Source organism: Paenibacillus sp. NPDC056933, assembly GCF_042674385.1.
Taxonomy (GTDB): domain Bacteria; phylum Bacillota; class Bacilli; order Paenibacillales; family Paenibacillaceae; genus Paenibacillus.
Genome location: NZ_JBHUQN010000003.1, coordinates 517,274 through 543,180 on the forward strand (window position 1 = coordinate 517,274; position 25,907 = coordinate 543,180).

The window sequence follows — 25,907 nt, forward strand, 5'->3', positions numbered from 1 at the left end:
TAACAGCGATCGGAAGGTTGTTCTGTCATCGGAGTGGCAATTGTAAATATTCTTTAGTTCAATTTATAGCTAAAGAACGATCGTAGACTTTTTCAGCTTTCTTTTCTATGCATGATTGAAGGGTAGGCCGAAAAGGGTATTACTTGGATAGCATACGAACGAACAAGGACGATACACATCCGTACCGTGGTCCGCTTCGAAAGCAATCAAGGAGGTCGGTTGGGAATGAAGAGAAATCATACGATGATGCAGTTTTTTGAATGGCACCTGGCCGCAGACGGAAACCACTGGAAGCGATTGGCCGAAATGGCGCCAGAGCTGAAAGCCAAAGGTATCGACTCCGTGTGGGTGCCTCCGGTGACGAAAGCCATATCTGCGGAGGATACCGGTTACGGCGTATATGACCTGTACGATCTGGGCGAATTTGACCAGAAGGGCAGTGTACGCACCAAATATGGCACCAAACAGGAACTGGTCGAGGCAATTGCCGAGTGCCAGAAGAATGGCGTTGCCGTCTATGTGGATCTGGTAATGAATCATAAGGCAGGTGCGGATGAGACCGAAGTCTTCAAGGTGATTGAGGTCGATCCCAATGATCGGTTGAAGGAAATCTCCAAACCGTTCGAGATTGAGGGCTGGACCAAATTCACATTTCCGGGTCGCGGGGATCAATACTCCTCTTTCAAATGGAACGCCGAACATTTCAACGGCACCGACTTTGATGCCAAAGAAGAACGAAGCGGTGTGTTCCGCATTGCAGGAGAGAACAAGAACTGGAATCAGAATGTCGACGATGAGTTTGGCAACTATGATTACCTGATGTTCGCCAATATTGATTACAATCACCCGGATGTCCGGAAGGAAATGCTGCAATGGGGAAAATGGCTCATCGATACGCTGCAATGCAGCGGTTTCCGACTGGATGCGATCAAGCATATCAACCACGAATTCATCAAGGAATTCGCAGCTGAGATGATCCGCAAACGCGGTCAGGATTTCTACATCGTAGGTGAGTTCTGGAACTCCAACCTGGATGCGTGTCGTGAATTTTTGGACACCGTAGACTATCAGATTGATCTGTTTGATGTGTCCTTGCATTACAAGCTGCATGAGGCCTCGCTGGCGGGCAGAAATTTTGACCTTTCGAAAATTTTCGAGGATACGCTGGTACAGACCCATCCTACCCATGCCGTAACATTCGTCGACAACCATGACTCCCAGCCGCATGAAGCACTGGAATCCTGGGTTGCGGACTGGTTCAAGCCCAGTGCGTATGCACTGACGCTGCTGCGCCGTGACGGATATCCTGTTGTCTTTTATGGAGATTATTACGGTATAGGTGGACCCGAGCCTGTAGATGGCAAAAAGGAGATTCTGGACATTCTGTTGTCAACTCGCTGTCATAAGGCATACGGGGAGCAGGAGGATTACTTCGATCATCCGAATACCATTGGCTGGGTGCGCCGCGGCGTGGAGGAAATCGAAGGCTCTGGCTGTGCGGTTGTGATCTCGAACGGAGAAGATGGCGAGAAACGAATGTTTGTTGGCAAGCACCGTGCTGGCGAAGTCTGGACCGATCTGACGCATAGCTGTGAGGATAGCATTACCATTGGGAAAGACGGCTGGGCCACCTTCCATGTATGTGGCGGGGGCGTCTCCGTATGGGCTCTCCCGGATCAGGGTGAGCAGGGAGAATAATTTAGATATAACAGTAAGCAAAGAGGGTGTCTCGTTGCCATGGAATCGGGCTTCGAAGATACCCTCTTTGGGTTAACTTAGTTTTTAGGAACGGTTCCCCATATTTCGTTCAATTAACTGACTACCTTACACATCCAGTTCAAACGATTCCAGCGTGCCCACCATTTGCAGATCATGCTTTTGGTTGAACTGTGTCCGTTTGTCGGCATCAGCGTATTCATCGTGATAGTGCATCAGCACGGTTTTCTGTCTCACTTCGGCAGGCAGCTGTTGCAGATCTTTCAATGAAGTATGGGATTTGATCACCAGATCATGCATATGACATTCATGGAAAATGAGCTGCACGTCTGCGGCATTCTGTTCCACCCGTTCCTGATCCAGTGTGCTGTCCGCACTATAGTAGAAGTAGGGTTTTGCAAGAAGGCCATTGCTGACCATGCCCGGCACATGCTGTGTTCGAAAAGTTTCAAACGTCACGCCCCCCAGTTCAAATGTGCCTCCATCCGGTAAAGGTACGATATCGTAATAGTCGCTCATCATGCGCTCCCCATCTGTGGTATAGCGCATCCCTGGGGATAAAATATTCCATAACGGATCAATCAACTCTTCGTGGATAAAGAGACGTGGCTTACGATTGCCCACAATCTGTGAATAATATCCGAGCATCTGTACTCCGTTAATATGATCTTCATGCAGATGGGTAATAAACACATTGTGGATTTCCGTCATAGGAAAGCCATATTCCTTTAATGCTTTTGCATTGGATTCAGGAAAATCAATAACCAGATGTGTGTCGCCGAATTCGGCCAGCATACTGTTGTGGTGTTGCTCCACGCTGAACATGTCTCCTGTGCCAAGAAATGTTATTTTCATCCATTCCATCTCCTTCTATCAATCTTCAGATCAGTATCAGTGCGATTAAAATCAGTATACCTTGTTCCAGGAAATATGCCTAAAGCAACCTTTTTTGATAACGCTATCATTTTATATTGAACTTTGTGGGCAAACAGTGTAGCGTAAAGATTGGGAAGTGAACCCATATGAACGTAAACTCACCTAAAGGGAGCGTGTGAGGCGAATGAAGTCTTTTCTGGATGAACAATTTCTGTTGCACAATGAAACGGCGATCAAGTTATATGAGGACTATGCAAAGGACATGCCGATTATGGACTATCACTGCCACCTCAGTCCACAGGAGATCTACGAGAATAAAGCCTTTAGCAATATTACGGAGGCCTGGTTATACGGAGATCACTACAAGTGGCGGCTCATGCGCGCAAACGGAATTGAGGAGCGGTATATTACGGGTGGAGAAGGCGTAACGGATTACGATCGTTTCCTCGCTTATGCCAAAACCGTGCCGATGATGATTGGTAATCCGCTGTATGCATGGTCTCATTTGGAATTGCAGCGTTATTTCGGTGTCTATGAAGTATTGAATGAGACGAGTGCCCCGGCCATCTGGGAAAAGGTAAATGCCAAACTGAACAGTGAAGGTTTCGGTGCACGTGATCTGATTACCAAATCCAATGTCACCGTGGTATGCACAACCGATGATCCATGTGATTCCCTGGAATATCACATGAAGATTCAGGAGATTGAAGGATTCAATACCGCTGTGCTGCCTTCATTCCGTCCGGATAAAGGGCTGGAATTGAACCGCGATACTTTCTCGGAATGGGTAGGCAAGCTGTCCCAGGCAGCCGGAACGGCGATTTCCGATTATGACTCATTCCTTGCTGCCCTAGAATCCCGGGTGGAGTTCTTCCATTCCGTAGGTGGCAGAGTATCGGATCATGCACTGGATTATGTACCTTTCGGTGTGGCTACACCGGAGGAAGCAGGAGCTATATTTGCCAAGGCTCTCGCAGGGCAGAAGGTTAGCCGTGAGGAAGAGGACAAGTACAAGACGGTAACGTTGACTTTCCTCGGCAAACTGTACGCAGATCGCGGCTGGGTGATGCAGTTCCATATTAATGCTGCCCGCAACAATAACAGCCGGATGTTCGCACAGCTTGGTCCGGATACCGGTTATGATTCCGTAAATGATACGCCGCTTTCTTCTGCGGTGATTGGACTGCTGGACGCATTGGAGCAGGAGCAGGCGTTGCCCAAAACGATACTGTATTCCCTGAATCCTCGGGATAATGAAGTGCTCGCTGCGATTATCGGCAGCTTCCAGGGTGGCGGTATTCCAGGCAAAATCCAGTTGGGTGCAGCCTGGTGGTTCAACGATACGAAGGACGGCATGCTCGCTCAAATGAAGGCGCTGGCGAATGTCGGTCTGATCAGCCGTTTTGTCGGCATGCTGACCGATTCCCGCAGTTTCCTCTCGTACACAAGACATGAGTATTTCCGCCGCTTGGTCTGCAATCTCATCGGTGAATGGGCCGAACAGGGCGAGGTACCGCATGATATGGAACTGCTTGGACAGATCGTGCAGGGCATTGCTTACAACAATGCGAAGGCGTATTTCCCTTTTGCATCCACACTGAAAACGGTCTCTTCTTCGCAATCCTGATCCGGTATAATTTAAACGTCTCCTCGATTCAGATCACCTGTCTCTTTTCGAGTAAACCAAATGCTCCCTTCAAGTCGTCAGGCTTAAAGATCAACCTGATGACTTGAAGGGAGCTTCTTCATGTTATAGTTCGTACCGATGGTCCCATATCTACTCAAGTTCAGACAGCAGCCTTGCGTATAGAGCGGATGCTTCGGGAGAAGGGCCTGTACCGATTTCCCGAAGCAACTGACTCGTAAAATGTGCGTACTGCTCGATCAGCGCCTCTTTGTTCTTCTGTATAGTTAACGCCTGCAAGAGCAGCATTAATGATTCCTCGTCTAGTTCGTTACGAGACAGCAGCTTCTTGAGCAAAAGGGTGGCTGAGCTGATGTCGCGTACTCTCAGCAGGGCCAGACATAATCGACGGGTTAACGAGGTATACACGATTGATAAACGCTCGATTTCGCTCCAGGCCCAGGTATAGACATTATCCCCGAATAAATCACCCACATATAATTGCTCCAGTGTCCGCGCCAGCTCAATGTCTTCCTCGGATTGAATAACAGAAAGCATCTTGCAACCCTCTTCAAAACGAAGAAAATCTACCGTGATATCCGTCAAATTCAGGGCGTAATGGTTGTTGTCTGTGTGAAGTACTTGTTTTAATCCGTACGCATCCAGCAGTTTACGCAGTTGATAGACCGTCGTATTGAGATAGACTTCCGCATTTTTCTGTGGCATGCCCCCAAAAATATTTTCAATTAGACGTGCTCTGGACACAAGCCGGCCTTTATGAATGAAGTATCGCTTTTCAAAAAGATTTCGGTCTGACCATCCACAAGATCATCTTGACCGTCATATACGCTAAGTGTAACACTTACGTATCCAGGATGAGAGGCATCCATCTTCGGCGCTTCGGTGAAATCTACACGATGAGCGGACATGGAAGGTTTTGTGTTCGCAATGGCGTCGATATTCAGCTTAATATCTGGATAACTTGAGTCATAGGAATATTCCGGCACCCATGCGATGTCGTTGCTTTCAATATATCCACCGACCGTTAATTTACTAATGTCGAGTGGAACGGTAACGGTGGTATCCGTTTCTGGATTTGGAACGTCAGCTACAGTTCCATCCGCATAACGGATATAAAGCTGTTCGTCTGCATTTGGCTTATCATTCTTAAAAACAACCTTTGCGGAAGAGTAGTTTCCCACGCAACCGCTCAGCAAAGCTGCAAACAAAGCCAGCAGCACCCCTGTTTTTCCTATTGTAAACCTGTTCATTTCGAACCTTCATCTCCTTCAAATTGTGACTAATTGCTTTTAAAACAAGTATATCTACTGCCAATGACGGGAAAATGACAAACCCAACACCCCAAGCCTAAGTAGCCTCTTGGGGTGTTAAATTTACATATAAATTTGTTGTTTGACTTTCAACTTTCACAAGAATATACTTAGTACACCTAATTAATTGAATGGCTATTTAATTGAGATGCTATTTAATAGATATCCTATGGTGTTGGATCTCTATGGAATAATAACGAAAATAAGAGGGGGGACAATAATGACTGGTATAGACCCGGTCGCCCAGAAGCTTTTGTATTCCATTATGCAGTTTAATAAAGGCAAATGGAGGCAGCATAAACCTCATGGGCGCAATCATAATGAAATTATGGTATTGGGCAGTTTACTCCACGGAATGCATCCGGGAGAACGGTTGAACTGGAAGGACAATCCGCCTGATTTCAATGACACAATCCAATCGAATCATCCAGGACTGAAAGTATCGGAAATCAGTACTTTGTTGCGCGTGAAATCACCGACGATTACTCCTGTCATTCGAGGTCTTGAGGATGAGGGACTGGTCAAGCGAACTATGGACCCCGAGGATCGACGGGCAGTTCGCATCACCATTACCGACGCAGGCCGAGAGATTATTCGAGCTGCACATGAGGAGCGAATGCAAACATTCAACCAGCTCGTCGAGCATTTGGGAGAGGAAGACAGTCTTCAATTAGCGGAGTTGTTGACCAAGGTGTACACCTTTTTTGATACATTGGTTTCCCAACAGACGGATACGTCCACACAAGGAGATGATAAGCCATGATGAAATTGTTTCGCATGCTGAAGCCGTACCGAATCCCCATTTTCTTTATTTTGGGTCTGGTGCTGCTGCAGTCGTTGGCTGAGCTGTACTTGCCAACCCTGATGGCGGATATCGTCAATGACGGTATCGTAAAAGGGGATGTTCCTTACATCTGGCAGATTGGCGGCTGGATGCTGGTAATCGCCATTGGAGGCACAGCCTGTTCCGTAACAGCCAGTTATCTGTCCTCCCGTACAGCGGGTGGATTTGCAAAAAAGCTGCGCAGCAGAGTGTTCCGCCATGTGGAGAACTTTTCGTTACAGGAATTCGATAAATTGGGTACAGCTTCGCTGATTACCCGTACGACCAATGATATTACGCAGGTTCAGAACGTATTAACGATGATGCTGCGCATGATGGTTATGGCGCCGATGATGTGTATCGGTGGTATCTTTATGGCCGTATCCCAGGATGCCAAATTATCGACCATCTTCCTGGTGGTCCTGCCTGTGCTGGCGGGAGCCATTGCACTGATTGGTGCGAAGGGTCTGCCATTGTTCAAGCAAATTCAGAAAAAACTCGACCGACTCAATTTGGTATTGCGTGAGCAACTAACAGGGATTCGTGTAGTTCGTTCCTTTAATCGCGGGGAACATGAGCGTGTTCGTTTTAATGGAGCCAATACGGATCTGAGAGACGTTTCCATTAAAGTGAATGTACTCATGGCAACATTAATGCCTGTTATGATGCTGGTTATGAACTTTTCTATGATTGCGATCCTTTATTTTGGTGGACAGCGGATTGACAGCGGCAATATGGATATTGGTTCATTGATTGCCTTTATTCAGTATGCGATGCAAATCATGTTCTCTCTCATTATGGTCTCCATTATCTTTGTCATGATTCCAAGAGCTTCGGCTTCGGCAGAGCGGATCAACGAAGTATTGGATATGCATCCGGATCTCAGCAACCCAGAGCAGCCTCGAAATATGAAATCGCTGCAAGGCACCATTGAATTCGACAACGTGACATTCCGTTATCCGGGTGCAGAGAATGCTGCTTTGTCAGGCATTTCATTTACGGCACGCCCGGGTGAGACTACAGCCATTATTGGCGGTACGGGCTCAGGGAAATCCACATTACTTAGTCTTATTCCACGTTTTTATGATGTAACCGAGGGTACTGTACGGGTGAATGGTACGGATGTGCGTGAGCTTCGGCAGGAAGATTTGCGGGCCAAAATTGGATTTGTACCGCAGAAGGCGGTTCTTTTCACCGGAACAATTGCGGAGAATATCCGGCACGGGAAGGATGACGCCACGATGGAGGAAATTGTGCGAGCCGCTCAAACGGCCCAGGCAGAGAACTTCATTACGGAGATGAAAGACGGTTACGACAGCGTCATTGCGCAGGGAGGTAACAACGTGTCCGGTGGACAGAAGCAGCGTTTGTCCATTGCACGCGCACTTATTCGCCGTCCGGAAGTATATATTTTTGACGACAGCTTCTCGGCTCTCGATTTCAAAACCGATGCCAAACTTCGTGCTGCCCTGAAGACTGAAACGACTGAAGCAGCAGTGCTTATTGTGGCTCAGCGTGTAAGTACGGTGATGGATGCGGATCGTATTCTGGTGATGGATGAGGGACGGATTGTCGGTTCAGGAACACATAAAGAGCTGCTGGAGCACAATGAAGTGTATCGCGAGATTGTATCCTCCCAGCTGACAGAGGAGGAGATCGCATGAGTGAACGTACAGAACGCAAGTCACCTCGTCCCCCTGGCGGGCCGGGTCATCCCGGAGGCGGAATGGGCATGCGGCCTCCCGTGGAGAAAGCAAAGGATTTCAAGGGTACACTGCGGCGCTTGATGCGTTATCTTCAGCCTCATAGCTATCGTTTGCTGGGTGTGCTGGTTGCTGCAATTCTAAGTACCGTGTTCAGCATCATCAGTCCGAAGGTTATGGCGGAAGGGACCGATATTCTCAGTCAAGGCGCTATTGCCATCCTTCAGGGAGTGCAAGGTGCCGGGATTGATTTTCCTGCCTTGATGAAAGTATTGTATCTGCTTGTGGGACTCTATCTGTTTAGTGCAGCTTTCATGTACATTCAGCAATATCTGATGGCTGGTGTCGCTCAGCGAGTTGTGTATGACATGCGTGAGCAGATCAGTGCCAAGGTTGGACGTCTGCCACTGAAATATTTTGACTCCCGTACCCATGGGGAAACCTTAAGCCGCGCGACAAATGATGTGGACAACATCAGTAATACGCTCCAACAAAGTTTGGCACAGTTCATTACGTCTGTAGTCACCATTGTCGGAGTGATCATCATGATGCTGACCATTAGTCCATGGATGACCCTCATTACCATTTTGACACTGCCATTAAGCGTAGTTGTTGTCATGCTGGTGGCATCCCGTTCGCAAAAGCACTTTGCAGGCCAGCAAAAATCACTTGGTGAATTGAACGGGCATGTCGAGGAAATGTACACCGGACACAAGGTGGTCAAAGCATTTGGACGGGAAGAGCATTCGGTAGAACAGTTCGAAAAAGTGAACGAAGAGCTGTATGAATCCGGTTGGAAAGCCCAGTTTATCTCGGGTATTATCATGCCGCTGATGACGTTTGTAGGTAACCTGGGTTATGTGCTGATCTGTGTGGTCGGTGGGATCTTTGTTACGCGTGGTGCCATCTCCATCGGGGATATCCTAGCATTCACACAGTACTCCCGTCAGTTCACGCAGCCGATTAACCAGATTGCCAACATCTCGAATATCATTCAGTCCACCATCGCTTCGGCGGAGCGGGTATTTGAATTGCTGGATGAAGAGGAAGAAGTTCCAGAGTCTTCAAAACCGGTACAATTGCAGCAGCCACAGGGTGCCGTTGCATTTCATGGTGTGAATTTTGGATATAAAGCGGATGAGTTACTCATTCATAATATGAATATTGATGTAAAACCGGGACAGACGGTAGCCATTGTCGGGCCGACTGGAGCGGGGAAAACGACCTTGATCAACCTCCTGATGCGTTTCTACGAAATTCAGGACGGCCAAATTACGATTGACGGCGTGAATATCGTGGACATGGAACGTGGTAAGCTGCGCAGCCTGTTTGGGATGGTGCTTCAGGACACATGGCTGTTCAACGGAACGATCCGTGACAACATTGCCTATGGCCGGGAAGGTGCAACAGAAGAGGAAGTCATCAGAGCGGCCGATGCGGCCCATGCCGATCACTTCATTCGTACCTTGCCTGATGGATATGACACGGTGCTGAATGAAGAAGCATCGAACATTTCCCAAGGACAGAAGCAATTGCTGACCATTGCGAGAGCGATTCTGGCGAATCCGGCCATTCTGATTCTGGATGAAGCGACGAGCAGTGTCGATACGCGGACCGAAGTGTTCATCCAGAAAGCGATGAATGATCTGATGAAGGATCGCACCAGCTTTGTCATTGCCCATAGATTGTCCACCATTCGTGGAGCCGACCTGATTCTTGTCATGGATCATGGTAACGTCATTGAGCAGGGCAATCATGAGGAGTTAATGGCCAAACAGGGCTTCTATGCCGATCTGTACAACAGTCAGTTCACGGAGCAACAGCCGCAGGCGATCTGATAGCTGACAGCGTTAAAAATAGCCGGGCACCCTCTGGGTGATCCCGGCTATTTATCGCGGATGGTGTGATGCAGGGCAAGAAGCAGTGTATCATGCGATGCAGTGTACGATGTCTCATCTCCCAACGCTAACGAATCGAGGGCACCTTATATCGGGGATTAGCGTGGAATGCCAAAGCTAACGAACTGGAGACACGCTAATCCCACGAAATTAGTAAAAAGCGGCGAAAGGGAGCACAGAATGAGGAAATAAAGCGTCTGAGGTTCGTTACACCGCGGAAATGGTGTTATTTGACCCCATAGCGTGTGCTCGGTTCGTTAAACGTTCGTCCACAGATCATCATCATACTGACACCCAGTTTCTTGGTGAAAAGAAGTACAACTTACCATTCGCGAGAGAATGGTGAGCTGTACACGCTTTGGCTATAGATCACGATAAACTCAAGAAGATTATGGTTGCAACAACAGAGCAAAAGATACGATGCAGTCTAAAAGATAGTAACAACGAAAAGGGACGAAGCCATGTGAACCACTGCTGCGTCCCTTTTTGTTGTCTAGGTTCTTCATCTTGTTCTCCATCTTATCCACATACGATGTTCCAAGAGTCTTATAAGATAATCCGATTTGTCATATCGGCACTGTATAACCGAAATTATCACGATTCATTTATTTGCTTTCTTGCTGATCGTCAGGCTCCTTCGCAGGTGCATCTGCGGTGTCGCTGGATGATGTCTTCACTTCCACCTTCGCGTCACCGGTAGCTTCCTCAAGCGCAGAAGGTGCCGGTTCACCCGGTAGTAATTCACGCTGCTCGATCATGCGTTTCACGACCTCATAACAGTCCTCGACATGTTTGTTGCCGACATACCGCATGGCCGTGAAGCTGAGCGCGGCAGCCAGTCCCTGACCTGCAAAAGGGACAAATTTGGCGACCGATTTGGTAGCTACGCGTACCCCGACTTTTTTCAGCACCTGTACCACCAGTTCTTTGGTTACCATACGTCCGATGATTTTACTTCCGATGGACATGACGAACCCGTAGATCATGGATTTGGTCTCAGGGTCCATACCATCGAGCTGCTTTTGCGATAATCCGAATTTATTATTAATGGCAGGCAATAGCTGCATGAGCATCCCCACATCGGCCAGTACGTCTGTGCCGGGAAGAGGAACGAGTGTTGAACCGGCGGAAGCGGTGGCTCTCTTTTTGACCATGGTACGGCATTCCTTGCGAACTTGCTCCAATTGTTCCAACGTTGACGGAATCATAGGGAATCCCTCCATTCGTATATGGTATAGATATAACCGTTTTGACTCGTTTTGAATGGTGTTTTCTACAGTAGAAATTGGTGACCCTGGTATAGAAGTGTAAGTAACCTTTTTTCTCAACCATACGTCTAGTAAAAAAAGGAAATCAGTGAATAGCTTTAACGAGTATCTGAGTATTACGGATGAGGAGGGATTACGATGCATACACGGTTAGGGATACTGCTGTTATTATGCTGTATAAGTGGGCTGATCATTACAAGCTGTTCATCAGAGGAGGACCCGAACAAGATGAAATCCAATTCGAATCAGGAGCTATCCCAGACAGAACGAAATGCTGCTCTCAAAGAAATCGAACCCGAAAGAGTCCAAGCCATGAACGCCATGGGGCTGCGCATCCTTCAACAGATGAGCGCAAAAGAGAAGGCTGGCGGGGATAATCTTCTGATCTCTCCTTACAGCATTGCGGCGGCGATTGGCATGGCATATAACGGTAGCGTAGGTGAGACCAGGCGAGAGATGGCAGAGGTCATGGGCTGGTCGGGGATGGAAATGGACCGAGTGAATGCTTCTCAAGCGGCTTTGCAGCAGTTGTTGACCCATCCGGGAAAAGGCATACAGATCGGTGTAGCGAACTCCATGTGGACGAAGAAAGGAATTCCGGTAGAGGAAGCATACCAAACAACCATACAGCACGCTTATGATGCCGAGATCAGCACGTTGAATGAACAACCGGCACAAGCAAAGGAAGAGATCAACCAATGGGTGAAGCAGCATACCGGAGGGATGATCCCAAATTTGATGCAGGAGCCTCCTGGAGAGGAAGCTCTGATGATTCTGGTGAATGCTATTGCATTTGATGGAAACTGGATGGATGAGTTTAACCCGGAGTACACGACTGACGACGAGTTCAAGCCGGCAAGTGGAAAAGCCCTGTCTGTGCGGATGATGCATCAGTCGAGGCAGTTCCACTACACGGAGAATGAGGATTGGCAGGCGGTTAGACTGCCCTACGGAGAAGGACAGATGTATCTACTCGTCGTTTTGCCGCGAGAGGGGCATACGCTGGAAGAGGCCCATCAGCAGTTGCTGGATGACCCGAAAAGAATCGATACCGGTTCTGAATACAGGCTGGTTGAGCTGTCCTTGCCACGTTTTCGTGCGGAGTATGGCTTGAACCTGAAAGAGGCGTTGCAACGGCTGGGTATGGAAATGGCCTTTGACCCTTATGCCGCCAATTTCACGGGAATGATTTCTCCCGGGCCGAACTTGCAAGCATATATTGGTCAGATACTTCATCATGCAGTGATGGAGGTTAACGAGCAAGGTACTGTAGCTGCTGCTTCAACAATGGTGGGAATGGAGGCCGGAAGTGCTCCGCCAACTGATCCGGTGAAGATGGATGTGAATCGTCCATTTATGGTCGCTGTAGTAGATGAGGCAACAGGTGCATGGGTATTTGCCGGGGACGTAAACCAACTGGAAGAGATTCCTTCCCGGTAGCACGTAGTTTACGTTATCCAAGTCTGCGGACAAGGATGGCGAATTGTAAATGATGAAAACATCCGCTCAGCTGTCAAGCTGGCGGATCATCCGACTTTTCTGACCGCGGACGGTTATTGATCCGCGGTTTTTTCTTTTTAAATGGGCAAATAGACTAATCGTTACCTGTCTGACCGGGGGTATGGCGTTCCCGGAATTCATCCTCCAGTATGCTCATCTGAATGGCATCGTGATATTGATGATTGTAATACAAAGCATCCCGCTTCACGCCTTCGCGCTGAAACCCGAGCTTCTCATATGTATGAATAGCACGTGGATTAAAGGCATATACTTCAAGTTCGATTCGGTGCAGATTGCAGATGCCGAAACCATAATCCAGCATGAGAAGCATAGCCTCGCTTCCATACCCCTTTCCTTGGTGCTCAATGTTATCAATGGCGATCCGAATGTGCGCACTGCGATTCTTGGCGTGCATGTCCATTAGGGCAATATCCCCGATGACCTGGTCATTTTCCTGTAAGGCAATCAGAAGCAGCAAGCGCGAGTCATCCTGTGCAGCGTTTTCAATGTAGCGTTCTACTTGGGTGCGAGTGAAGCTGTTTTGTGTTCCGGTGAGTCTGCGCATCTCGGCGTCAAACAATCCGGGAAAATAGGTATCAATGTCAGTTGGTTCAAACGGACGGAGATAGATGCGCTTCGTTTCCAATAGACGGGGGATTCGTTGGGATGATGTTGGTTGGGACATGGTTTATTCCTCCTGTGGATTCAAGTCGTCATGCCATGAGTATAGCTGAATACTGTATACTTCTAAATATACAGTTTGAACAAGTTTAACAGGACAGATGAGGTGCAAGTCATGATTCAATTGCCGAAACTGATGGGAAACGACAGCATCCCAATCTACGTACAGATCTCGGATCACATCAAAAGGGAAATCATTCAGAGGGAACTGGTGGAACATAGCAAATTGCCTTCTGTACGAAAGTTGGCCGAGATGCTCGGCATAAGTACAACTCCCGTAGAATGGGCATACCAACAATTAATCGCTGAAGGTTATGTATACAGTCAGCCGCGAAGAGGATATCGTGTACGTCCCATAACGGATCGTTATAGTGAAATTCAAATTCCGGTGAGAACCGAGCAAGAGGATATGCAGATTCATGAACACCACCATCATGAACGGAAAATAGAGCGAAATGCGATTCGTCCAACGAAAGTGATCGAATTTGATTTTCATATGTCACGCAATGACTTCAGCCTGTTCCCGTTTGGCAAGTGGCACCAGTATGCGAATCGCATCTGGCGCGAAGAGGCAGAGAAATTATTGTTCTACGGTGATCCCCAGGGCGAGTGGGGTCTAAGATGTGAAATTGCTAATTATCTTGGACAGTTCAGGGGCGTAAACTGTTCTCCAGAGCAGATTGTTATGGGTGCAGAACAGCACTTGTTAATGTGTTTGCTTGTGCAGACGTTAATTCACGCGAATGGAATACAATCTATTGGGGTAGAAAATCCTGGCTACCGGCTGCTGCCGGGCACATTCCGAAATTATGGTTATCAGGTTGTTCCAATCTCCCTAGATGATGAAGGAATAGATATATCAGAACTGGATCGTTTGGGATTGAAAATAATAAGTGTCTCACCTTCGCACCAATTCCCTCTGGGCATGACCATGCCCATTGCCAGAAGATTGGCTTTGCTGGACTGGGCGGAGCGAACGGGGGCTTACATCATTGAAGATGATTATGACGGCGAATTTCGGTATCATGGACGACCTATTCCTTCCATGCAGGGTTTGCGGGAGAGCAGCAGGGTGATTTATATGGGCGGATTTTCCCAAGTTCTCGCGCCTGCTCTGTGTGTTCATTATATGGTACTTCCCAAGGAGCTAATGATATCCTTTCGGGAGATGTACAAGACGATTCTGTTTGAACAGTCCGCCTCCCGTCTTCACCAGCGTACGTTGGAAATGTTTATGCATGAGGGAGAGTTAGGTAAACACATACGTAAAGTGCGTAATGTTTATAAACGTAAACATGACTTGATCGTTCAGGCAATTCGGCAGTATTTTGGGGGAAAGGTTGAGATAAGTGGTCAAAATGCCGGATTTCATCTGGTGCTCAGAACGGGTTCAACACAAACAGCCGCGGAGCTGGTGGCTGCGGCGTTAAGCGCGGGTATACAGATTAGTTCAACAGAATACTTGTGGACGGATGGGAGTGAACCAGCAGATGGCAAAAGGGAGTTCATTATAGGTTTTGCTGGCATTGAAGCGGAACGCATTGGACCGGGTATCGCCGCATTAGCCAATGCCTGGAGAGATCTTTACACCTTCTGAACGGCTCCGTTCAAAAATAAAGCTACCAGCTCGCGTGCCAGATCGGCAATCGTTGCATGCATATCGCGCACGCCTTCACGGTTTGCCAACATCAGCAAAGACGTGAACGCATGGGCAAGCAGCATCGGATTGGCAGATCGCAAATAACCGTTGTCCATCTCCCGCTTGAAGTGGGTGGCAAGGACTTCATAGATGCGGACCTCGGCTTCACGGATTTGGGCCAGCTGATCTGCGTCCAAATAGGTATTGGCTTCACGCATCATGGTCTCGGTATCGACGTGAGATTGTTGCATCCGTCTTTCTGCGACTTTCTCCAGCCGCTCTTGCAATGTCCCTGGTGCATCCATACGGAGTGCGGTCTGCTGCATGCCCATCGCCATCATGCGAGTGATGGCAACGGTGAACAGCTCGGCTTTGCTGGAAAAATGATAATAGATCGACGCTTTGGTCACTCCGCATAGCGAGGCAATTTGCTGGAGGGAGACGGGCTCGTACCCATATTCCATAAAGAGCTGTGAGGCGGTCATCAGTATTTTGGACTGGGCTGATGTCTGTTCGGCACCAGCTTTGGGTCTGCCAGGGGAACGGGGCGGGTTTGTTTGTTTGCTCATGGTTGCATACCTCTTTACTTGTTATGTTGGCTGTGCAAAAGTGTTCACAAAATTAGGGATTGCATAATTAACCTTCTGGTATATATAATTAAAATTATTATAATATGACCCGTGGTTCATTTCTACACTATCATATAAATACGGCTTCATAGAACCAGAATAGGGAGATGAAGAGACAATGCAAGAAGGTTCGGGCTACGGCCGCTGGGTTGCCGGCAAACGAAGCAAATGGATTACACTGTTGGTATGGATCATCATCGCGGTTGTTCTTGGTGTGGTGTGGCCTGCTGTAGGTGACCGTGAAACGAATAACGCGCAGGATCTGAGTGATTCCAAGCCATCGGTGCAGGCGGCAGCAGTTGCTCAAAAAGAATTTCCCGGCGGCGAAGGACTCCCCGCTCTCATCGTATGGCGTCAAGCCGGTGGGCTGACGGATGAACAGATTGAGAAGATTCAGGCATTAACCGAGCGGCTGGATCAGGATCCGGTGGAGCAGCAGCAATCTGTAGTGCCGCTCTATCAGTTGCCGCCACAGGCTCTGAAAGGTCAACTTTCGGAAGATGGAAGCACGTTGGTGATGCCGCTCTTTTTCAATCAGGAAGCGGATTCGTCACAGCTGAAGGAAGGCATTGAAGCGCTGGAGCAGAAAACGAAAGACATCTTTGGCTCAGACCCATTTGACGTGGCCATTGATGATGCCAGCGCACTAAGTGCGCGGGTCACAGGTCCGGTCGGGATATCGATTGATGCGAGCGGATTGTTCTCATCCGCGGATGTATCCTTGCTGATTGCAACCGTTGTGCTCGTTTTGGTGCTGTTACTCCTGATCTACCGTTCGCCTGTACTGGCGATTATCCCGATTATTGCGGTTGGGTTCGCCTATATGGTCACCAGTCCGATTCTCGGATTTATGGCGGATCAGAGCTGGATAACAGTTGACGCGCAGTCCATTTCTATTATGACGGTATTGTTGTTCGGTGCAGGAACGGACTACTGCCTCTTCATGATCTCCAGATTCCGTCAGATCCTCTATCATGAGCCGGATAAAAAGAAGGCACTCTTCCAGGCGATTACTGGATCATCCGGTGCAATTGCCATGAGTGGATTTACAGTTGTTGCAGCACTACTTGTACTGCTGTTCGCGGAATACGGTGCATATCACCGTTTTGCCGTACCATTCAGTTTATCCATCTTCATCATGTTTATTGCGAGCCTGACGCTGGTTCCGGCATTGCTGGCAATCTTTGGTCGGGGTTCATTCTACCCGTTTGTACCGCGTACGCACGATATGGAAGTGGAACGTGCGAAGAAAAAAGGCAAATCAGCGCCTGCTCCGCGCAAAATCAAGGAAAGCTGGATTGGCCGTATAGTGGTAACCAAGCCTTGGACGGTTCTGGCAATTACGCTGGTGCTGTTGGGTGGGCTGGCTGCTTTCTCAAGCCAAATTAAATTTACGTATGATCTGTTATCTTCTTTCCCGGAGGATGTGCCTTCCCGTGAAGGTTTCAAGGTCATTGGAGAACAGTTCTCGGAAGGCGAACTGGCTCCGGCGAAAGTGATTATCGATACAGAAGGCAGCGAGACAGACCTGAAACAGCGTCTGGAATCGCTGGATTACGTAAGCAAAGTGGGCGATGCCCAGCAGGGTGCCGAGAATGCGAACATTACTGCCTACGACGTGGAATTCAATCTGAATCCATATTCGATGGAGGCGATGCAACATATTCCAGATTTGCGGGCAACGGCAGAACAGGCGCTTACAGACGCCGGAGTTACAGGTGTGGATAGTCATGTCTGGATCGACGGTCAGACGGCTGAACAGTATGACATCGAAGTCACCGGAGAACGGGATGCCAGCATCATTATTCCGGTGGTGATCGGGATGATCACATTGCTGCTGCTGTTATACCTGCGTTCCGTGGTTGCGACCGCGTATCTGATCGCGACAGTAGTTCTGTCCTATTTCTCGGCACTGGGCCTGGGCTGGCTCATTATTCACTATGGACTGGGGGCAGACGCCATTCAGGGAGCGATTCCGCTGTATTCCTTCGTATTCCTTGTGGCGCTGGGTGAGGACTATAACATCTTCATGATCTCAAGCATCTGGCAAAAACGCAAAACGATGCCCCTTCGCCAAGCGATCAAGGAAGGTGTAGGTGAAACCGGATCTGTCATTACTTCCGCAGGTCTGATTCTCGCAGGTACGTTTGCCGTACTGGCAACACTGCCGATTCAGGTGCTGGTGCAGTTCGGGATCATCACGGCTGCGGGCGTCTTGCTCGATACGTTCCTTGTTCGTCCGTTCATGGTGCCAGCCATAACAGCTCTGCTGGGCAAATGGGCATTCTGGCCAGGCAAGTACATGCCTGTTGCAGAGAAATCCAAAGAGAAACAAAATCAATCCATGTAATCAATGGATGGATTCAGACAAGGACAGTGGGGCCTCATGCCTGGCTGTCCTTGTCTTTGTACCCTTTTCATTATTAAGCTGGACCGAACAAGGTCTGAGATGGAATGGTTTAACTGTAAAAAGTCCACAGAATGAGGGATGTTTCCTGCTTTGTTTGGAGGTGGAAGGTTTACGTAGCCCGGGGTTATGGGACATAATAGAGAGAACGTCGGCCTTGGGCAGACGGATGGGATGAACATCAATAGGACAACCAGGGGGAAGGATGAAAGCAAGCATGACGAACCAACTTAATGTGTATTTTAACCATGACGGCGGCGTGGATGACCTCGTATCGCTGTTCATGCTTCTGCAAATGGACAATGTACATGTAACCGGCGTATCGGTTATTCCGGCAGACGGATATCTGGAGCCAGCTACAGATGCCAGCCGTAAAATTATCGATCGCTTCGGCACATATTCCGTAGAGGTAGCGAAATCCAACTCCAGAGGGAAAAATCCGTTTCCTGCGGCGTGGAGACTGCATTCCTTCTATGTAGATGCACTTCCGGTACTGAACGAATCAGGCAAAATGGAAGCTCCTCTGTCTGCCGTTCCGGCTCATCAGCATCTGATTGAGAAAGTGCGCAGCACCGAAGGCAAAACGCTGCTCTTGTTCACAGGACCGCTGACTGACCTCGCGCGTGCGCTGGATGAAGCACCAGATATTGAAGAGAAAATCGACAAGCTCGTATGGATGGGCGGTACGTTTGAAAGAGGGAACGTTGAGGAGCCTGAGCATGATGGTACAGCGGAATGGAACGTATTCTGGGACCCGGAAGCGGCTTACCGTGTATGGCAGAGCGGCATCCAGATTGATCTGGTCGCCCTGGAAAGCACGAACAAAGTACCTCTGACCCCTGCTGTACGTAACCGTTGGGCTGCAGAGCGTCGCTTTGAAGGCGTTGATTTCCTGGGTAACTGTTACGCAGGATGTCCGCCACTGGTGTACAGTGAAACGAATTCCACATACTATCTGTGGGATGTGTTGACTACGGCTTCCGTTGGACGTGAGGACATCGTGAAGAAGAAGACGGTGAACTGCATTGTCATCCCGGATGGTCCAAGCCAGGGCCGTACGGTGGAACAAGCAGACGGACGTCCTGTGCAACTCGTGTATGATACCGATCCGGAAGCGTTCTTTACGTACATGACGGATTTGGGCAAAAAAGCTGCTCCGCAGCGCTATTAATTTAGGCAACCTGAAGGGTTGTCCTTCATCACAATCACAACAAAAAACCAAAGCCGCAGGCAGAGAGGCCGGGGATGTCCCCGGTTTCTGTTATGCGGCTTTTATGTTTTCGATGGGCTAATGACCTAGCCCGAGATGTGTTCCATGTCCTATGGAAGGAACCAATCTTGGCTGTTGCTGCAAAGGGGCATTACATCGTTCCGCCACCCTGGCGGATGGAGGCAGGAATCTTTTCAGGTCCTTGATTAATATATGTATTAATAAAGGTGCCTACTTTGGCATCATCGAACGGGTCCAGTTTCATTGTTTTCGTCCACGCCGTCACGACGACCTCACTGCCCTCGGGAATGTCTTTGTTCGGTACAGCGAGAATACCTGCCCCAGCTTTGCGGAACTTGGCAAGGTATTTCAAATGCTCCTTCAGCTCATCACTTGCGTTCTCACGATAATAAATGATGATATCCCCGTGTTCCAGATTATGTACCAGATACGGATAGCCGGGGAAATCGGTGTAAAATCCAAACTTGATATCATGCGGGTTATGAGGTCCCGACGTTGGGATGGTCATCTCATATTGAATCGGTTCTTCTGTATGATCTGCCCCGTAGTATTTATCGTCCGTCACGTCAATTGTTGCATTGGTGCCGAGGTCGGCCACATCGTACTTGGTGAACGCATCCTGCATGAAGAAAAGAGCAATGATGATGATCGACACACCTAGCAGTGAATGTGCAGCCAGGCGGATGGATCGGGTTTTCTTTTTGATGGCTGCCCGTTCATTCTTCTTCATATGTGCCAGTACAGACCTATGGGTGCGTGAAGACCAGATATAAGCTGCGATGGAGAGTAACAGAACGACTGCACCAACGATAAGCCACAGGTAGGTTGCCCCTGCCTCGTGCTCCATTTGCATATGATTCATATTCATATTCATGTTCATGTTCATGTTCATATTCATATCAATTTCCTCTACCCTTCTTAATAAAATGAATTGATCACAACAATACACTACATAATGTAGTGGTAATGACAATGGTACAGGTCCCATATAAACATGGAGGGTTTCTCACCTCATATCCTTACGTAAAAAAGGACATACCTTTTACACTACACATTATAGTGTATGGAACACAACGAGTGCAATCTGCTGACGGTAAATCCCGTGAAAACAGATGAAGACCCTCCTCTATAAACGGGGAGAGCCTTCGTGATTGCTTTGGATATGGATGCTAGAGACGCCCGTATGGAGAAAACATCAGGCCAATCAATCCAATAATCGTAGCGCCCAGCAAGCGATACAGCATATAAAACAATACAACGTTAGCAATCAGCACGCTGTACATGCTGTCAATAACAGCCTTGGTTCGATTCAGCGGATATTGGAACAGCACTGCGTTAAGAGATACAAAGGTAACTACGTATGAGACAACAAGGAAGAAGATGGCGATGGAATACGAGATAACAATAAACAGATTCGCCAGAACAAGCGATGCTACAGCAGGCACGAGTAATGTACCGAACTGGGCAACCAGCGTTTTGGGACGGAACGTTATTTTTTCAATCTTCAGTATGGCATAGATCAATGCGATCGAAACGATCAAGGAGATGGCGGTGAACAACAGCGGTCTGATGAACCCGGCGATGAACAGTCCGTCCACATCCATCCGGCTAAATGTAATCAAAAAGTATGTAGAGGTTAGAATTGCAATCAGAGCCATCGTAATCCAGCCGTTAATTGAATGCTGTTCACCGACGGTCTTCATGGTTTGATAAGGACGGGTGAGTACGCTAAGGAAATAGGATAGATACTGTTTGCTTACTTCTTTGGCTTGCTGAACTTTCTCATTTTGTACAATATTGTTCCATTGATTGGCGGTATTGTCTCCCGAAGAAGAATGGCCAGCTGTGCTGGAAGAGTCTGATCCTTGTTGTACGGGTCTGGAAGCAGAAGGTGTATTGGATGAGCCGGGAACATGAGAAGGTGTCGCCTGGGTGCTGGACCAACGGGTATATTCAGGCTCGTCAGCAGCAGATTGTTGACCCTGAACAGCATCTGAAGTAGGGGAAGAAGGGGTCAGATTAGAGCCGCACCTCTCGCAAAAGCTGGCATTTCCATTTTCATGATTACATACTGGGCATTTCATGACATGAGCCTCCAATGACAAAAATTATAATAATATAGACATTTTGTCTCATTTTAACGGTTGATGGCGAAGTTTGTCTATGATTTCAAGGGAACTAAAGCCCGGTTTCTCCTACCGAGTTAGGGATTGGGCGGTCCTCTTATTTTCATATTGACATAAGTATGTGTCGGAATTATGATGTCATTACCGAAATTGATAATCATTATCATTAAATGGACGTTAATCCAAGGGTTGTACTCATCCGACATGTTCATGTGCAAGGAGTACAAACAAATCAGTTTAACCAATAGGGAGTGTATCGTGTTGAAAAAAATATTGGCATTGCCGGCTGTTGTGCTGGCAACTTCGGTTTTACTCGCCGCTTGCGGCAATAATGATGCGGCTTCGGACAAGCAGGCAGAGACGCCTGTTGCACAAAGCGAAAATCAAACATCCACAGAAACCACGGATGCAGCAGATCAGCAAGCGGCCGGGAGTGATTATACAACCGCAGTGGATGGCTATCGCGCATTTGCAATCGAGCAGATTGATGAATTCGTGAAGCAAACGGAGAAGTTCACGGATGCCGTGAAAGCTGGTGATTTGGAGACTGCCAAATCATTATATGCACCAGCTCGTATGTATTATGAACGAATTGAACCGGTAGCCGAGGCACTTGGTGATCTAGACCCGAATATCGATGCGCGTGACGGAGATGTGGAGGCTGCCGACTGGCGCGGATTCCACCGGATTGAGAAAGCACTCTGGGAAGACAAGACGACCGAAGGCATGACTGAATTTGCGGATACATTGCTAAGTGATGCGAAGCTGCTGCGTGCCAAAGTCGAGACGATGGACATTGATGCGAGCCTGATGGTAACGGGTGCGGTAGAACTGCTGAATGAGGTTTCCTCCAGCAAGGTAACGGGCGAAGAGGAACGTTACTCCCATACGGATCTGTATGATTTTGCGGCGAATGTGGAAGGGGCACGAGAGATCTATAACCTGCTCAAGGATGATCTGGCTGTCAAAGACAAGGATCTGAATCAGCAGATTGCGGACCGTTTCGATGCCCTTGAGAAAGAGCTTGCTCCATTCAAGGATGGTGACGGGTATGTTTCCTATGAGAAGCTGAAGGATGAGGACGTGCGCAAGCTGAGCCAGAACCTGGATGCATTGGCCGAGCCGCTGTCGAACATGGGACAGGTACTGGGGGTATAGAACCGTGACCGAGCAGAAAAAGGATTCGCTGAAAAAGCCGTTGTCACGGCGTGAAATGCTGAAGCTGACCGGTGTGGCCGGTCTGGGTCTGCTGTTAGGCGGAGGCGGTGCCAGCGGTCTGATGGCGCTGGGCCGCAAAAGCAGTCTGGCGGCGATGTCCGAGACTACGCCGGACAAGGCACTGCCCTTCTATGGCAAGCACCAGGCGGGCATTATTACCCCGGCTCAGGATTTCATCTGCTTTGCCGCCTTTGATGTGACGGCAGGAAGTGCGGATGATCTTCGCCGTCTGTTCAAGAACTGGACGGCAGCTTCCGCTGCCATGGCCGCCGGAGAGATGATCGGCGAACATAATACAACGCTGAACACGCCGCCCACCGATACGGGCGAAGCGGCAGGCCTGACACCGTCACGAACGACATTGACGTTTGGTGTGGGGCCCTCTTTGTTTGACGGGCGCTTCGGGCTGCAGGGCCGGAAGCCCAAGGGCCTGCGTGATCTGCCGGCATTCGCCGGAGATGCGCTGGACCCGCAGTGGTGTGGTGGCGACCTGTGCGTGCAAGTCTGCGCAGACGATATGCAGGTCGCCTTCCATGCCATCCGCAATCTCGCGCGCATCGCACGCGGGCATGCGGTATTGCGCTGGACGCAGGAAGGTTTCCAGCGCACAGGCCGAGCTGACCCTGCGGGTGGAACACCGCGCAACTTGCTCGGCTTCAAGGATGGCACCGGCAATCCGGATACAACGGATGCGGTGCTGATGGACCAGACCGTCTGGGCGCAGCCTGCTGACGGTCCGGGGTGGATGGCCGGCGGGAGCTATATGGCCGTCCGCCGGGTTCGCATGCGTGTGGAGGTGTGGGACCGCTCCACACTGAAAGACCAGGAGGCGACTTTTGGACGCCACCGGGACAGCGGAGCGCCGCTCGGCAGCAGCGGCGAGTTTGATCCGGTAGATCTGAAGGCGAAGTCTTCCGACGGACAGCCAATCATTCCTGCAACGTCACATCTTCGTCTAGCGAAGGGGGATGGCAGTCAGCAAATTTTACGCCGTTCCTACTCGTATTCGAGTGGACTCGATGCCAAGACCGGACAGCTGGATGCAGGATTACTGTTCATTAGCTATCAACGGGACTTGGAGAAGCAGTTTATTCCGATCCAGAAACGGCTGGCGAAGAACGACAAGCTGAATGAATACACCGTGCATACGGGCAGTGCTGTGTTTGCCTGTTTCCCTGGGACAACGAACGGCGGATATATCGGGGACACGTTGATCTAATAGAAGGTTAGATGGTACTGAACGGTTTTAGAGGAATGAGGAGGATGACAAAGATGGGCAGGATCGCGGATCGGAAGGCGCAGAAGTGGCGGTACAAAGGAAGGTTGATGCGTCCCGTGCTGATGCTGCTGGTGTTCCTGATGGTGGGGGCCGGGGGAGTTCGTTTACTGGGCATTCAACATGCTTCTGCTGAGGGGTTCCCAAACAGGGAGCAGTCTGTGCAAAAACAATTGGATGGCCTATTGCCGCCTGTGGGCAGCGCCTTGGTTGAAGCGGGACAGGGCAAGCTGGCAGAAGCAACAGAGGACGTCGCCGAATTCCGGCAACTGTGGGATGACGCCAATACGCTGGTGCCCGAGCAGAATGCAGATCAGGTTGCGTTGGCCGCCAGCGTTGTAAGTGATGCCATGACCAAAGCAGAACAGGCACTGTCTGGCAATGATCCTGATGCAGCCAAGAAAGCACTGGCCGATCTGGCCCGTGCGACCAATCAGTATATTGAGGCGTTTCAGGGTGCGGAAGAGAGCAGCGACGCAGGCCGTAAAGCGGCTGAACGGTTGTTGCCGGACGCACGTAAAAGTTTGAGTGCAATGGAACAGGGCGATTGGACCCGGGCAGAGCTTGCCTATAAACGGATCGTTACGGCCTGGAAAGGCACCGAAGCTCCAATTCGTCAGGATCATTTTGGCGTATACAGCCAGTTGGAGAAAGACATTAGCCTGGTTCGCATTTCAATGCAGGCTGAGCCCCGCAAGGAAGAACAGGCAACCGAGCGTATGCAGAACCTGGTCACGCTGCTCGCAGACTACAGTGCAGGGACGCTTAAGGAAGGGGAAATTGAGGACACAGCAGCACCCTCCGACGTTTCTTCATTGTCCGACCTGCTGAAATTACTGGAGCAAATAGAGCAGCAGATTCAGGCGGGGGATACCACTTCTGCCGCAGCGGGATTGGAGCAGTTTATCGTGGCCTGGCCTTTGGTTGAAGGTCAGGTACAGATATCATCTCCGGCTTCGTATACGGCTATTGAGAATGAAATGGCGGAAGCATCCGGTTATGTCGTCTCCAACCCGCCAAATACGGCGAAGGCTACCGAGGTTGTTTCCCGAATGATCAATCGGCTGGAGCCGTTAACGACTACCACCTCATACAATGCATGGGATGCAGCATTGATTCTACTTCGCGAAGGATTGGAAGCCATTCTGGTACTGGCTGCATTGCTCGCTTATGCCAAGAAGAGTGGCGAGACTGCGGCCCGGCGCTGGATCTGGGCTGGTGCCGGTAGTGGTCTGCTGCTTAGTGCGGCGCTGGCCGTTGTACTTTCGCTGACTCTTGCTGTGGCGTCATCGGGCAGCACACGGGAGATGATTGAAGGGTATACAGGGCTTGCTGCCGTTGTACTGATGTTGACGGTTGGACATTGGATGCATAGCAAATCGAATACCCGCTCCTGGAATAGCTATGTACAGCGACAGGTAGGTGGTGCGCTGGCCCGGGGAAGTCTGTGGTCACTCTTCGCTGTGGCGGGTCTCGCCATATTGCGTGAAGGAGCGGAGACCGCAATCTTTTACATCGGCATGGCGCCTGCGATTGCGACCTCGCAACTATTGATCGGTATGGGGGCAGCGTTGCTTATCCTGATGGTATTGGCTGTGGCGATTATTCAGTTCAGTGTACGCCTGCCTGTACGATGGTTTTTCCTGACCGCTACGCTGCTGATATATTATCTGGTATTTCGATTTCTTGGAGAGAGCATTCACTCCCTTCAAGTTTCTTCAGCGCTGGGGGCTCATGTTGCACCGAGTCTACCGACGATTGGCTGGCTTGGCATGTATCCGACATGGGAGACCTTTATTCCACAAATGGTTGTGCTGGTCTTCATGATCATTAATCTGATTCGTACAGAGGTACGTTCAGTCAAAGGAGCATCCAAGGCATCTCTGTAATTCAAGAAAACCGTATCCTTTACGACGAGTGGCTCGTGAAGGATACGGTTATTTGTTTTGCAGAGAAAATAC

The 25,907-nt window shown here is 49.3% G+C and carries 20 protein-coding genes; 12 read left to right on the forward strand and 8 right to left on the reverse strand.

What is annotated here, in order from left to right; translation table 11 throughout:
- Positions 1 to 225 precede the first annotated feature (225 nt).
- Positions 226 to 1,698, forward strand: coding sequence for an alpha-amylase (locus ACFTRD_RS22540; protein WP_379383921.1), 1,473 nt, complete (start codon positions 226 to 228; stop codon positions 1,696 to 1,698).
- 126 nt (positions 1,699 to 1,824) lie between these two features.
- Here the strand turns inward: ACFTRD_RS22540 and ACFTRD_RS22545 are convergent, their stop codons facing one another.
- Entirely contained in the window at positions 1,825 to 2,571 is a 747-nt protein-coding gene (locus ACFTRD_RS22545) for an MBL fold metallo-hydrolase (RefSeq protein WP_379383923.1), read from the reverse strand.
- Between the two features lie 205 nt (positions 2,572 to 2,776).
- On the opposite strand from ACFTRD_RS22545, the gene uxaC reads away from it, so the two are divergent.
- Positions 2,777 to 4,219, forward strand: a complete 1,443-nt coding sequence (gene uxaC / locus ACFTRD_RS22550; protein WP_379383925.1) for a glucuronate isomerase — start codon at positions 2,777 to 2,779, stop codon at positions 4,217 to 4,219.
- Between the two features lie 150 nt (positions 4,220 to 4,369).
- On the opposite strand, the gene ACFTRD_RS22555 is transcribed toward uxaC, so the two are convergent.
- Both ACFTRD_RS22555 and ACFTRD_RS22560 read right to left on the reverse strand, forming a co-directional pair.
- Positions 4,370 to 4,942, reverse strand: a complete 573-nt coding sequence (locus tag ACFTRD_RS22555) for an AfsR/SARP family transcriptional regulator (RefSeq protein ID WP_379383927.1) — start codon at positions 4,940 to 4,942, stop codon at positions 4,370 to 4,372.
- A gap of 20 nt (positions 4,943 to 4,962) precedes the next feature.
- On the reverse strand, positions 4,963 to 5,487 hold the full coding sequence (locus ACFTRD_RS22560; protein WP_379383929.1) for a hypothetical protein: 525 nt from the start codon (positions 5,485 to 5,487) through the stop codon (positions 4,963 to 4,965).
- A gap of 280 nt (positions 5,488 to 5,767) precedes the next feature.
- On the opposite strand from ACFTRD_RS22560, the gene ACFTRD_RS22565 reads away from it, so the two are divergent.
- Genes ACFTRD_RS22565 through ACFTRD_RS22575 form a run of 3 tightly spaced genes read left to right on the forward strand, consistent with a single transcriptional unit; the run spans position 5,768 to position 9,911 of the window.
- Positions 5,768 to 6,310 carry a MarR family winged helix-turn-helix transcriptional regulator gene (locus ACFTRD_RS22565; RefSeq protein ID WP_379383931.1) on the forward strand — a complete coding sequence of 181 codons (543 nt, stop codon included), beginning with the start codon at positions 5,768 to 5,770 and terminating at the stop codon, positions 6,308 to 6,310.
- Positions 6,307 to 8,034 (forward strand): ABC transporter ATP-binding protein, encoded by a 1,728-nt coding sequence (locus tag ACFTRD_RS22570; protein ID WP_379383933.1) that lies wholly within the window; start codon positions 6,307 to 6,309, stop codon positions 8,032 to 8,034. Before ACFTRD_RS22565 ends, ACFTRD_RS22570 begins: the two co-directional genes overlap by 4 nt.
- Positions 8,031 to 9,911: an ABC transporter ATP-binding protein gene (locus ACFTRD_RS22575; RefSeq protein ID WP_192271523.1), complete on the forward strand. Its 1,881-nt coding sequence runs from the start codon at positions 8,031 to 8,033 to the stop codon at positions 9,909 to 9,911. The genes ACFTRD_RS22570 and ACFTRD_RS22575 overlap by 4 nt, the downstream gene beginning before the upstream one ends.
- Positions 9,912 to 10,576: 665 nt before the next feature.
- Here ACFTRD_RS22575 and ACFTRD_RS22580 read toward each other — a convergent pair.
- The gene (locus ACFTRD_RS22580) at positions 10,577 to 11,179 is read right to left on the reverse strand and encodes a hypothetical protein (protein WP_379383936.1); all 603 of its coding nucleotides are present in this window, start codon (positions 11,177 to 11,179) and stop codon (positions 10,577 to 10,579) included.
- Positions 11,180 to 11,467: 288 nt separating this feature from the next.
- Here ACFTRD_RS22580 and ACFTRD_RS22585 point away from each other — a divergent pair, with 288 nt between their 5' ends.
- Positions 11,468 to 12,679, forward strand: a complete 1,212-nt coding sequence (locus ACFTRD_RS22585; protein WP_379383938.1) for a serpin family protein — start codon at positions 11,468 to 11,470, stop codon at positions 12,677 to 12,679.
- 154 nt (positions 12,680 to 12,833) lie between these two features.
- Here the strand turns inward: ACFTRD_RS22585 and ACFTRD_RS22590 are convergent, their stop codons facing one another.
- Entirely contained in the window at positions 12,834 to 13,424 is a 591-nt protein-coding gene (locus ACFTRD_RS22590) for a GNAT family N-acetyltransferase (RefSeq protein ID WP_379383940.1), read from the reverse strand.
- A 111-nt stretch (positions 13,425 to 13,535) separates the two neighbouring features.
- On the opposite strand from ACFTRD_RS22590, the gene pdxR reads away from it, so the two are divergent.
- A complete protein-coding gene (gene pdxR, locus ACFTRD_RS22595) occupies positions 13,536 to 15,017 on the forward strand; it encodes a MocR-like pyridoxine biosynthesis transcription factor PdxR (protein ID WP_379383942.1) in 1,482 nt (493 codons plus the stop codon).
- Here the strand turns inward: pdxR and ACFTRD_RS22600 are convergent.
- Complete coding sequence (locus ACFTRD_RS22600; protein WP_379383944.1) at positions 15,005 to 15,628, reverse strand: TetR/AcrR family transcriptional regulator; 624 nt, start codon at positions 15,626 to 15,628, stop codon at positions 15,005 to 15,007. The two genes, pdxR and ACFTRD_RS22600, sit on opposite strands and share 13 nt — an antisense overlap.
- 178 nt (positions 15,629 to 15,806) lie before the next feature.
- Here ACFTRD_RS22600 and ACFTRD_RS22605 point away from each other — a divergent pair, with 178 nt between their 5' ends.
- Positions 15,807 to 18,038 (forward strand): MMPL family transporter, encoded by a 2,232-nt coding sequence (locus ACFTRD_RS22605; RefSeq protein ID WP_379383946.1) that lies wholly within the window; start codon positions 15,807 to 15,809, stop codon positions 18,036 to 18,038.
- 274 nt (positions 18,039 to 18,312) lie between these two features.
- A complete protein-coding gene (locus ACFTRD_RS22610) occupies positions 18,313 to 19,266 on the forward strand; it encodes a nucleoside hydrolase (RefSeq protein ID WP_192271511.1) in 954 nt (317 codons plus the stop codon).
- A gap of 190 nt (positions 19,267 to 19,456) precedes the next feature.
- Here the strand turns inward: ACFTRD_RS22610 and ACFTRD_RS22615 are convergent, their stop codons facing one another.
- Positions 19,457 to 20,224 carry a DUF3105 domain-containing protein gene (locus tag ACFTRD_RS22615; protein ID WP_379383948.1) on the reverse strand — a complete coding sequence of 256 codons (768 nt, stop codon included), beginning with the start codon at positions 20,222 to 20,224 and terminating at the stop codon, positions 19,457 to 19,459.
- A gap of 271 nt (positions 20,225 to 20,495) precedes the next feature.
- Positions 20,496 to 21,410: a hypothetical protein gene (locus ACFTRD_RS22620; RefSeq protein WP_379383950.1), complete on the reverse strand. Its 915-nt coding sequence runs from the start codon at positions 21,408 to 21,410 to the stop codon at positions 20,496 to 20,498.
- 303 nt (positions 21,411 to 21,713) lie between these two features.
- Between ACFTRD_RS22620 and efeO the strand changes: the two genes are divergently transcribed.
- Genes efeO through ACFTRD_RS22635 form a run of 3 tightly spaced genes read left to right on the forward strand, consistent with a single transcriptional unit; the run spans position 21,714 to position 25,835 of the window.
- The gene (gene efeO, locus ACFTRD_RS22625; protein ID WP_379383952.1) at positions 21,714 to 22,610 is read left to right on the forward strand and encodes an iron uptake system protein EfeO; all 897 of its coding nucleotides are present in this window, start codon (positions 21,714 to 21,716) and stop codon (positions 22,608 to 22,610) included.
- 4 nt (positions 22,611 to 22,614) lie between these two features.
- Positions 22,615 to 23,889 (forward strand): iron uptake transporter deferrochelatase/peroxidase subunit, encoded by a 1,275-nt coding sequence (gene efeB, locus ACFTRD_RS22630; protein WP_379383954.1) that lies wholly within the window; start codon positions 22,615 to 22,617, stop codon positions 23,887 to 23,889.
- A gap of 53 nt (positions 23,890 to 23,942) precedes the next feature.
- Complete coding sequence (locus tag ACFTRD_RS22635) at positions 23,943 to 25,835, forward strand: FTR1 family iron permease (protein WP_379383956.1); 1,893 nt, start codon at positions 23,943 to 23,945, stop codon at positions 25,833 to 25,835.
- Positions 25,836 to 25,907: the final 72 nt, after the last annotated feature.

What these genes read in the sequence shown, in the direction of transcription:
- ACFTRD_RS22600 (WP_379383944.1), bottom strand. Translation starts at nt 15,628, where the DNA reads ATGAGCAAACAAACAAACCCGCCCCGTTCCCCTGGCAGACCCAAAGCT.
- ACFTRD_RS22570 (WP_379383933.1), top strand. Translation starts at nt 6,307, where the DNA reads ATGATGAAATTGTTTCGCATGCTGAAGCCGTACCGAATCCCCATTTTC.
- ACFTRD_RS22620 (WP_379383950.1), bottom strand. Translation starts at nt 21,410, where the DNA reads ATGAAATGCCCAGTATGTAATCATGAAAATGGAAATGCCAGCTTTTGC.
- ACFTRD_RS22545 (WP_379383923.1), bottom strand. Translation starts at nt 2,571, where the DNA reads ATGAAAATAACATTTCTTGGCACAGGAGACATGTTCAGCGTGGAGCAA.
- ACFTRD_RS22540 (WP_379383921.1), top strand. Translation starts at nt 226, where the DNA reads ATGAAGAGAAATCATACGATGATGCAGTTTTTTGAATGGCACCTGGCC.
- ACFTRD_RS22555 (WP_379383927.1), bottom strand. Translation starts at nt 4,942, where the DNA reads ATGCCACAGAAAAATGCGGAAGTCTATCTCAATACGACGGTCTATCAA.
- uxaC (WP_379383925.1), top strand. Translation starts at nt 2,777, where the DNA reads ATGAAGTCTTTTCTGGATGAACAATTTCTGTTGCACAATGAAACGGCG.
- ACFTRD_RS22635 (WP_379383956.1), top strand. Translation starts at nt 23,943, where the DNA reads ATGGGCAGGATCGCGGATCGGAAGGCGCAGAAGTGGCGGTACAAAGGA.
- ACFTRD_RS22575 (WP_192271523.1), top strand. Translation starts at nt 8,031, where the DNA reads ATGAGTGAACGTACAGAACGCAAGTCACCTCGTCCCCCTGGCGGGCCG.
- ACFTRD_RS22565 (WP_379383931.1), top strand. Translation starts at nt 5,768, where the DNA reads ATGACTGGTATAGACCCGGTCGCCCAGAAGCTTTTGTATTCCATTATG.
- ACFTRD_RS22590 (WP_379383940.1), bottom strand. Translation starts at nt 13,424, where the DNA reads ATGTCCCAACCAACATCATCCCAACGAATCCCCCGTCTATTGGAAACG.
- pdxR (WP_379383942.1), top strand. Translation starts at nt 13,536, where the DNA reads ATGATTCAATTGCCGAAACTGATGGGAAACGACAGCATCCCAATCTAC.
- ACFTRD_RS22605 (WP_379383946.1), top strand. Translation starts at nt 15,807, where the DNA reads ATGCAAGAAGGTTCGGGCTACGGCCGCTGGGTTGCCGGCAAACGAAGC.
- ACFTRD_RS22560 (WP_379383929.1), bottom strand. Translation starts at nt 5,487, where the DNA reads ATGAACAGGTTTACAATAGGAAAAACAGGGGTGCTGCTGGCTTTGTTT.
- ACFTRD_RS22615 (WP_379383948.1), bottom strand. Translation starts at nt 20,224, where the DNA reads ATGAATATGAACATGAACATGAACATGAATATGAATATGAATCATATG.
- ACFTRD_RS22580 (WP_379383936.1), bottom strand. Translation starts at nt 11,179, where the DNA reads ATGATTCCGTCAACGTTGGAACAATTGGAGCAAGTTCGCAAGGAATGC.
- ACFTRD_RS22585 (WP_379383938.1), top strand. Translation starts at nt 11,468, where the DNA reads ATGAAATCCAATTCGAATCAGGAGCTATCCCAGACAGAACGAAATGCT.
- ACFTRD_RS22610 (WP_192271511.1), top strand. Translation starts at nt 18,313, where the DNA reads ATGACGAACCAACTTAATGTGTATTTTAACCATGACGGCGGCGTGGAT.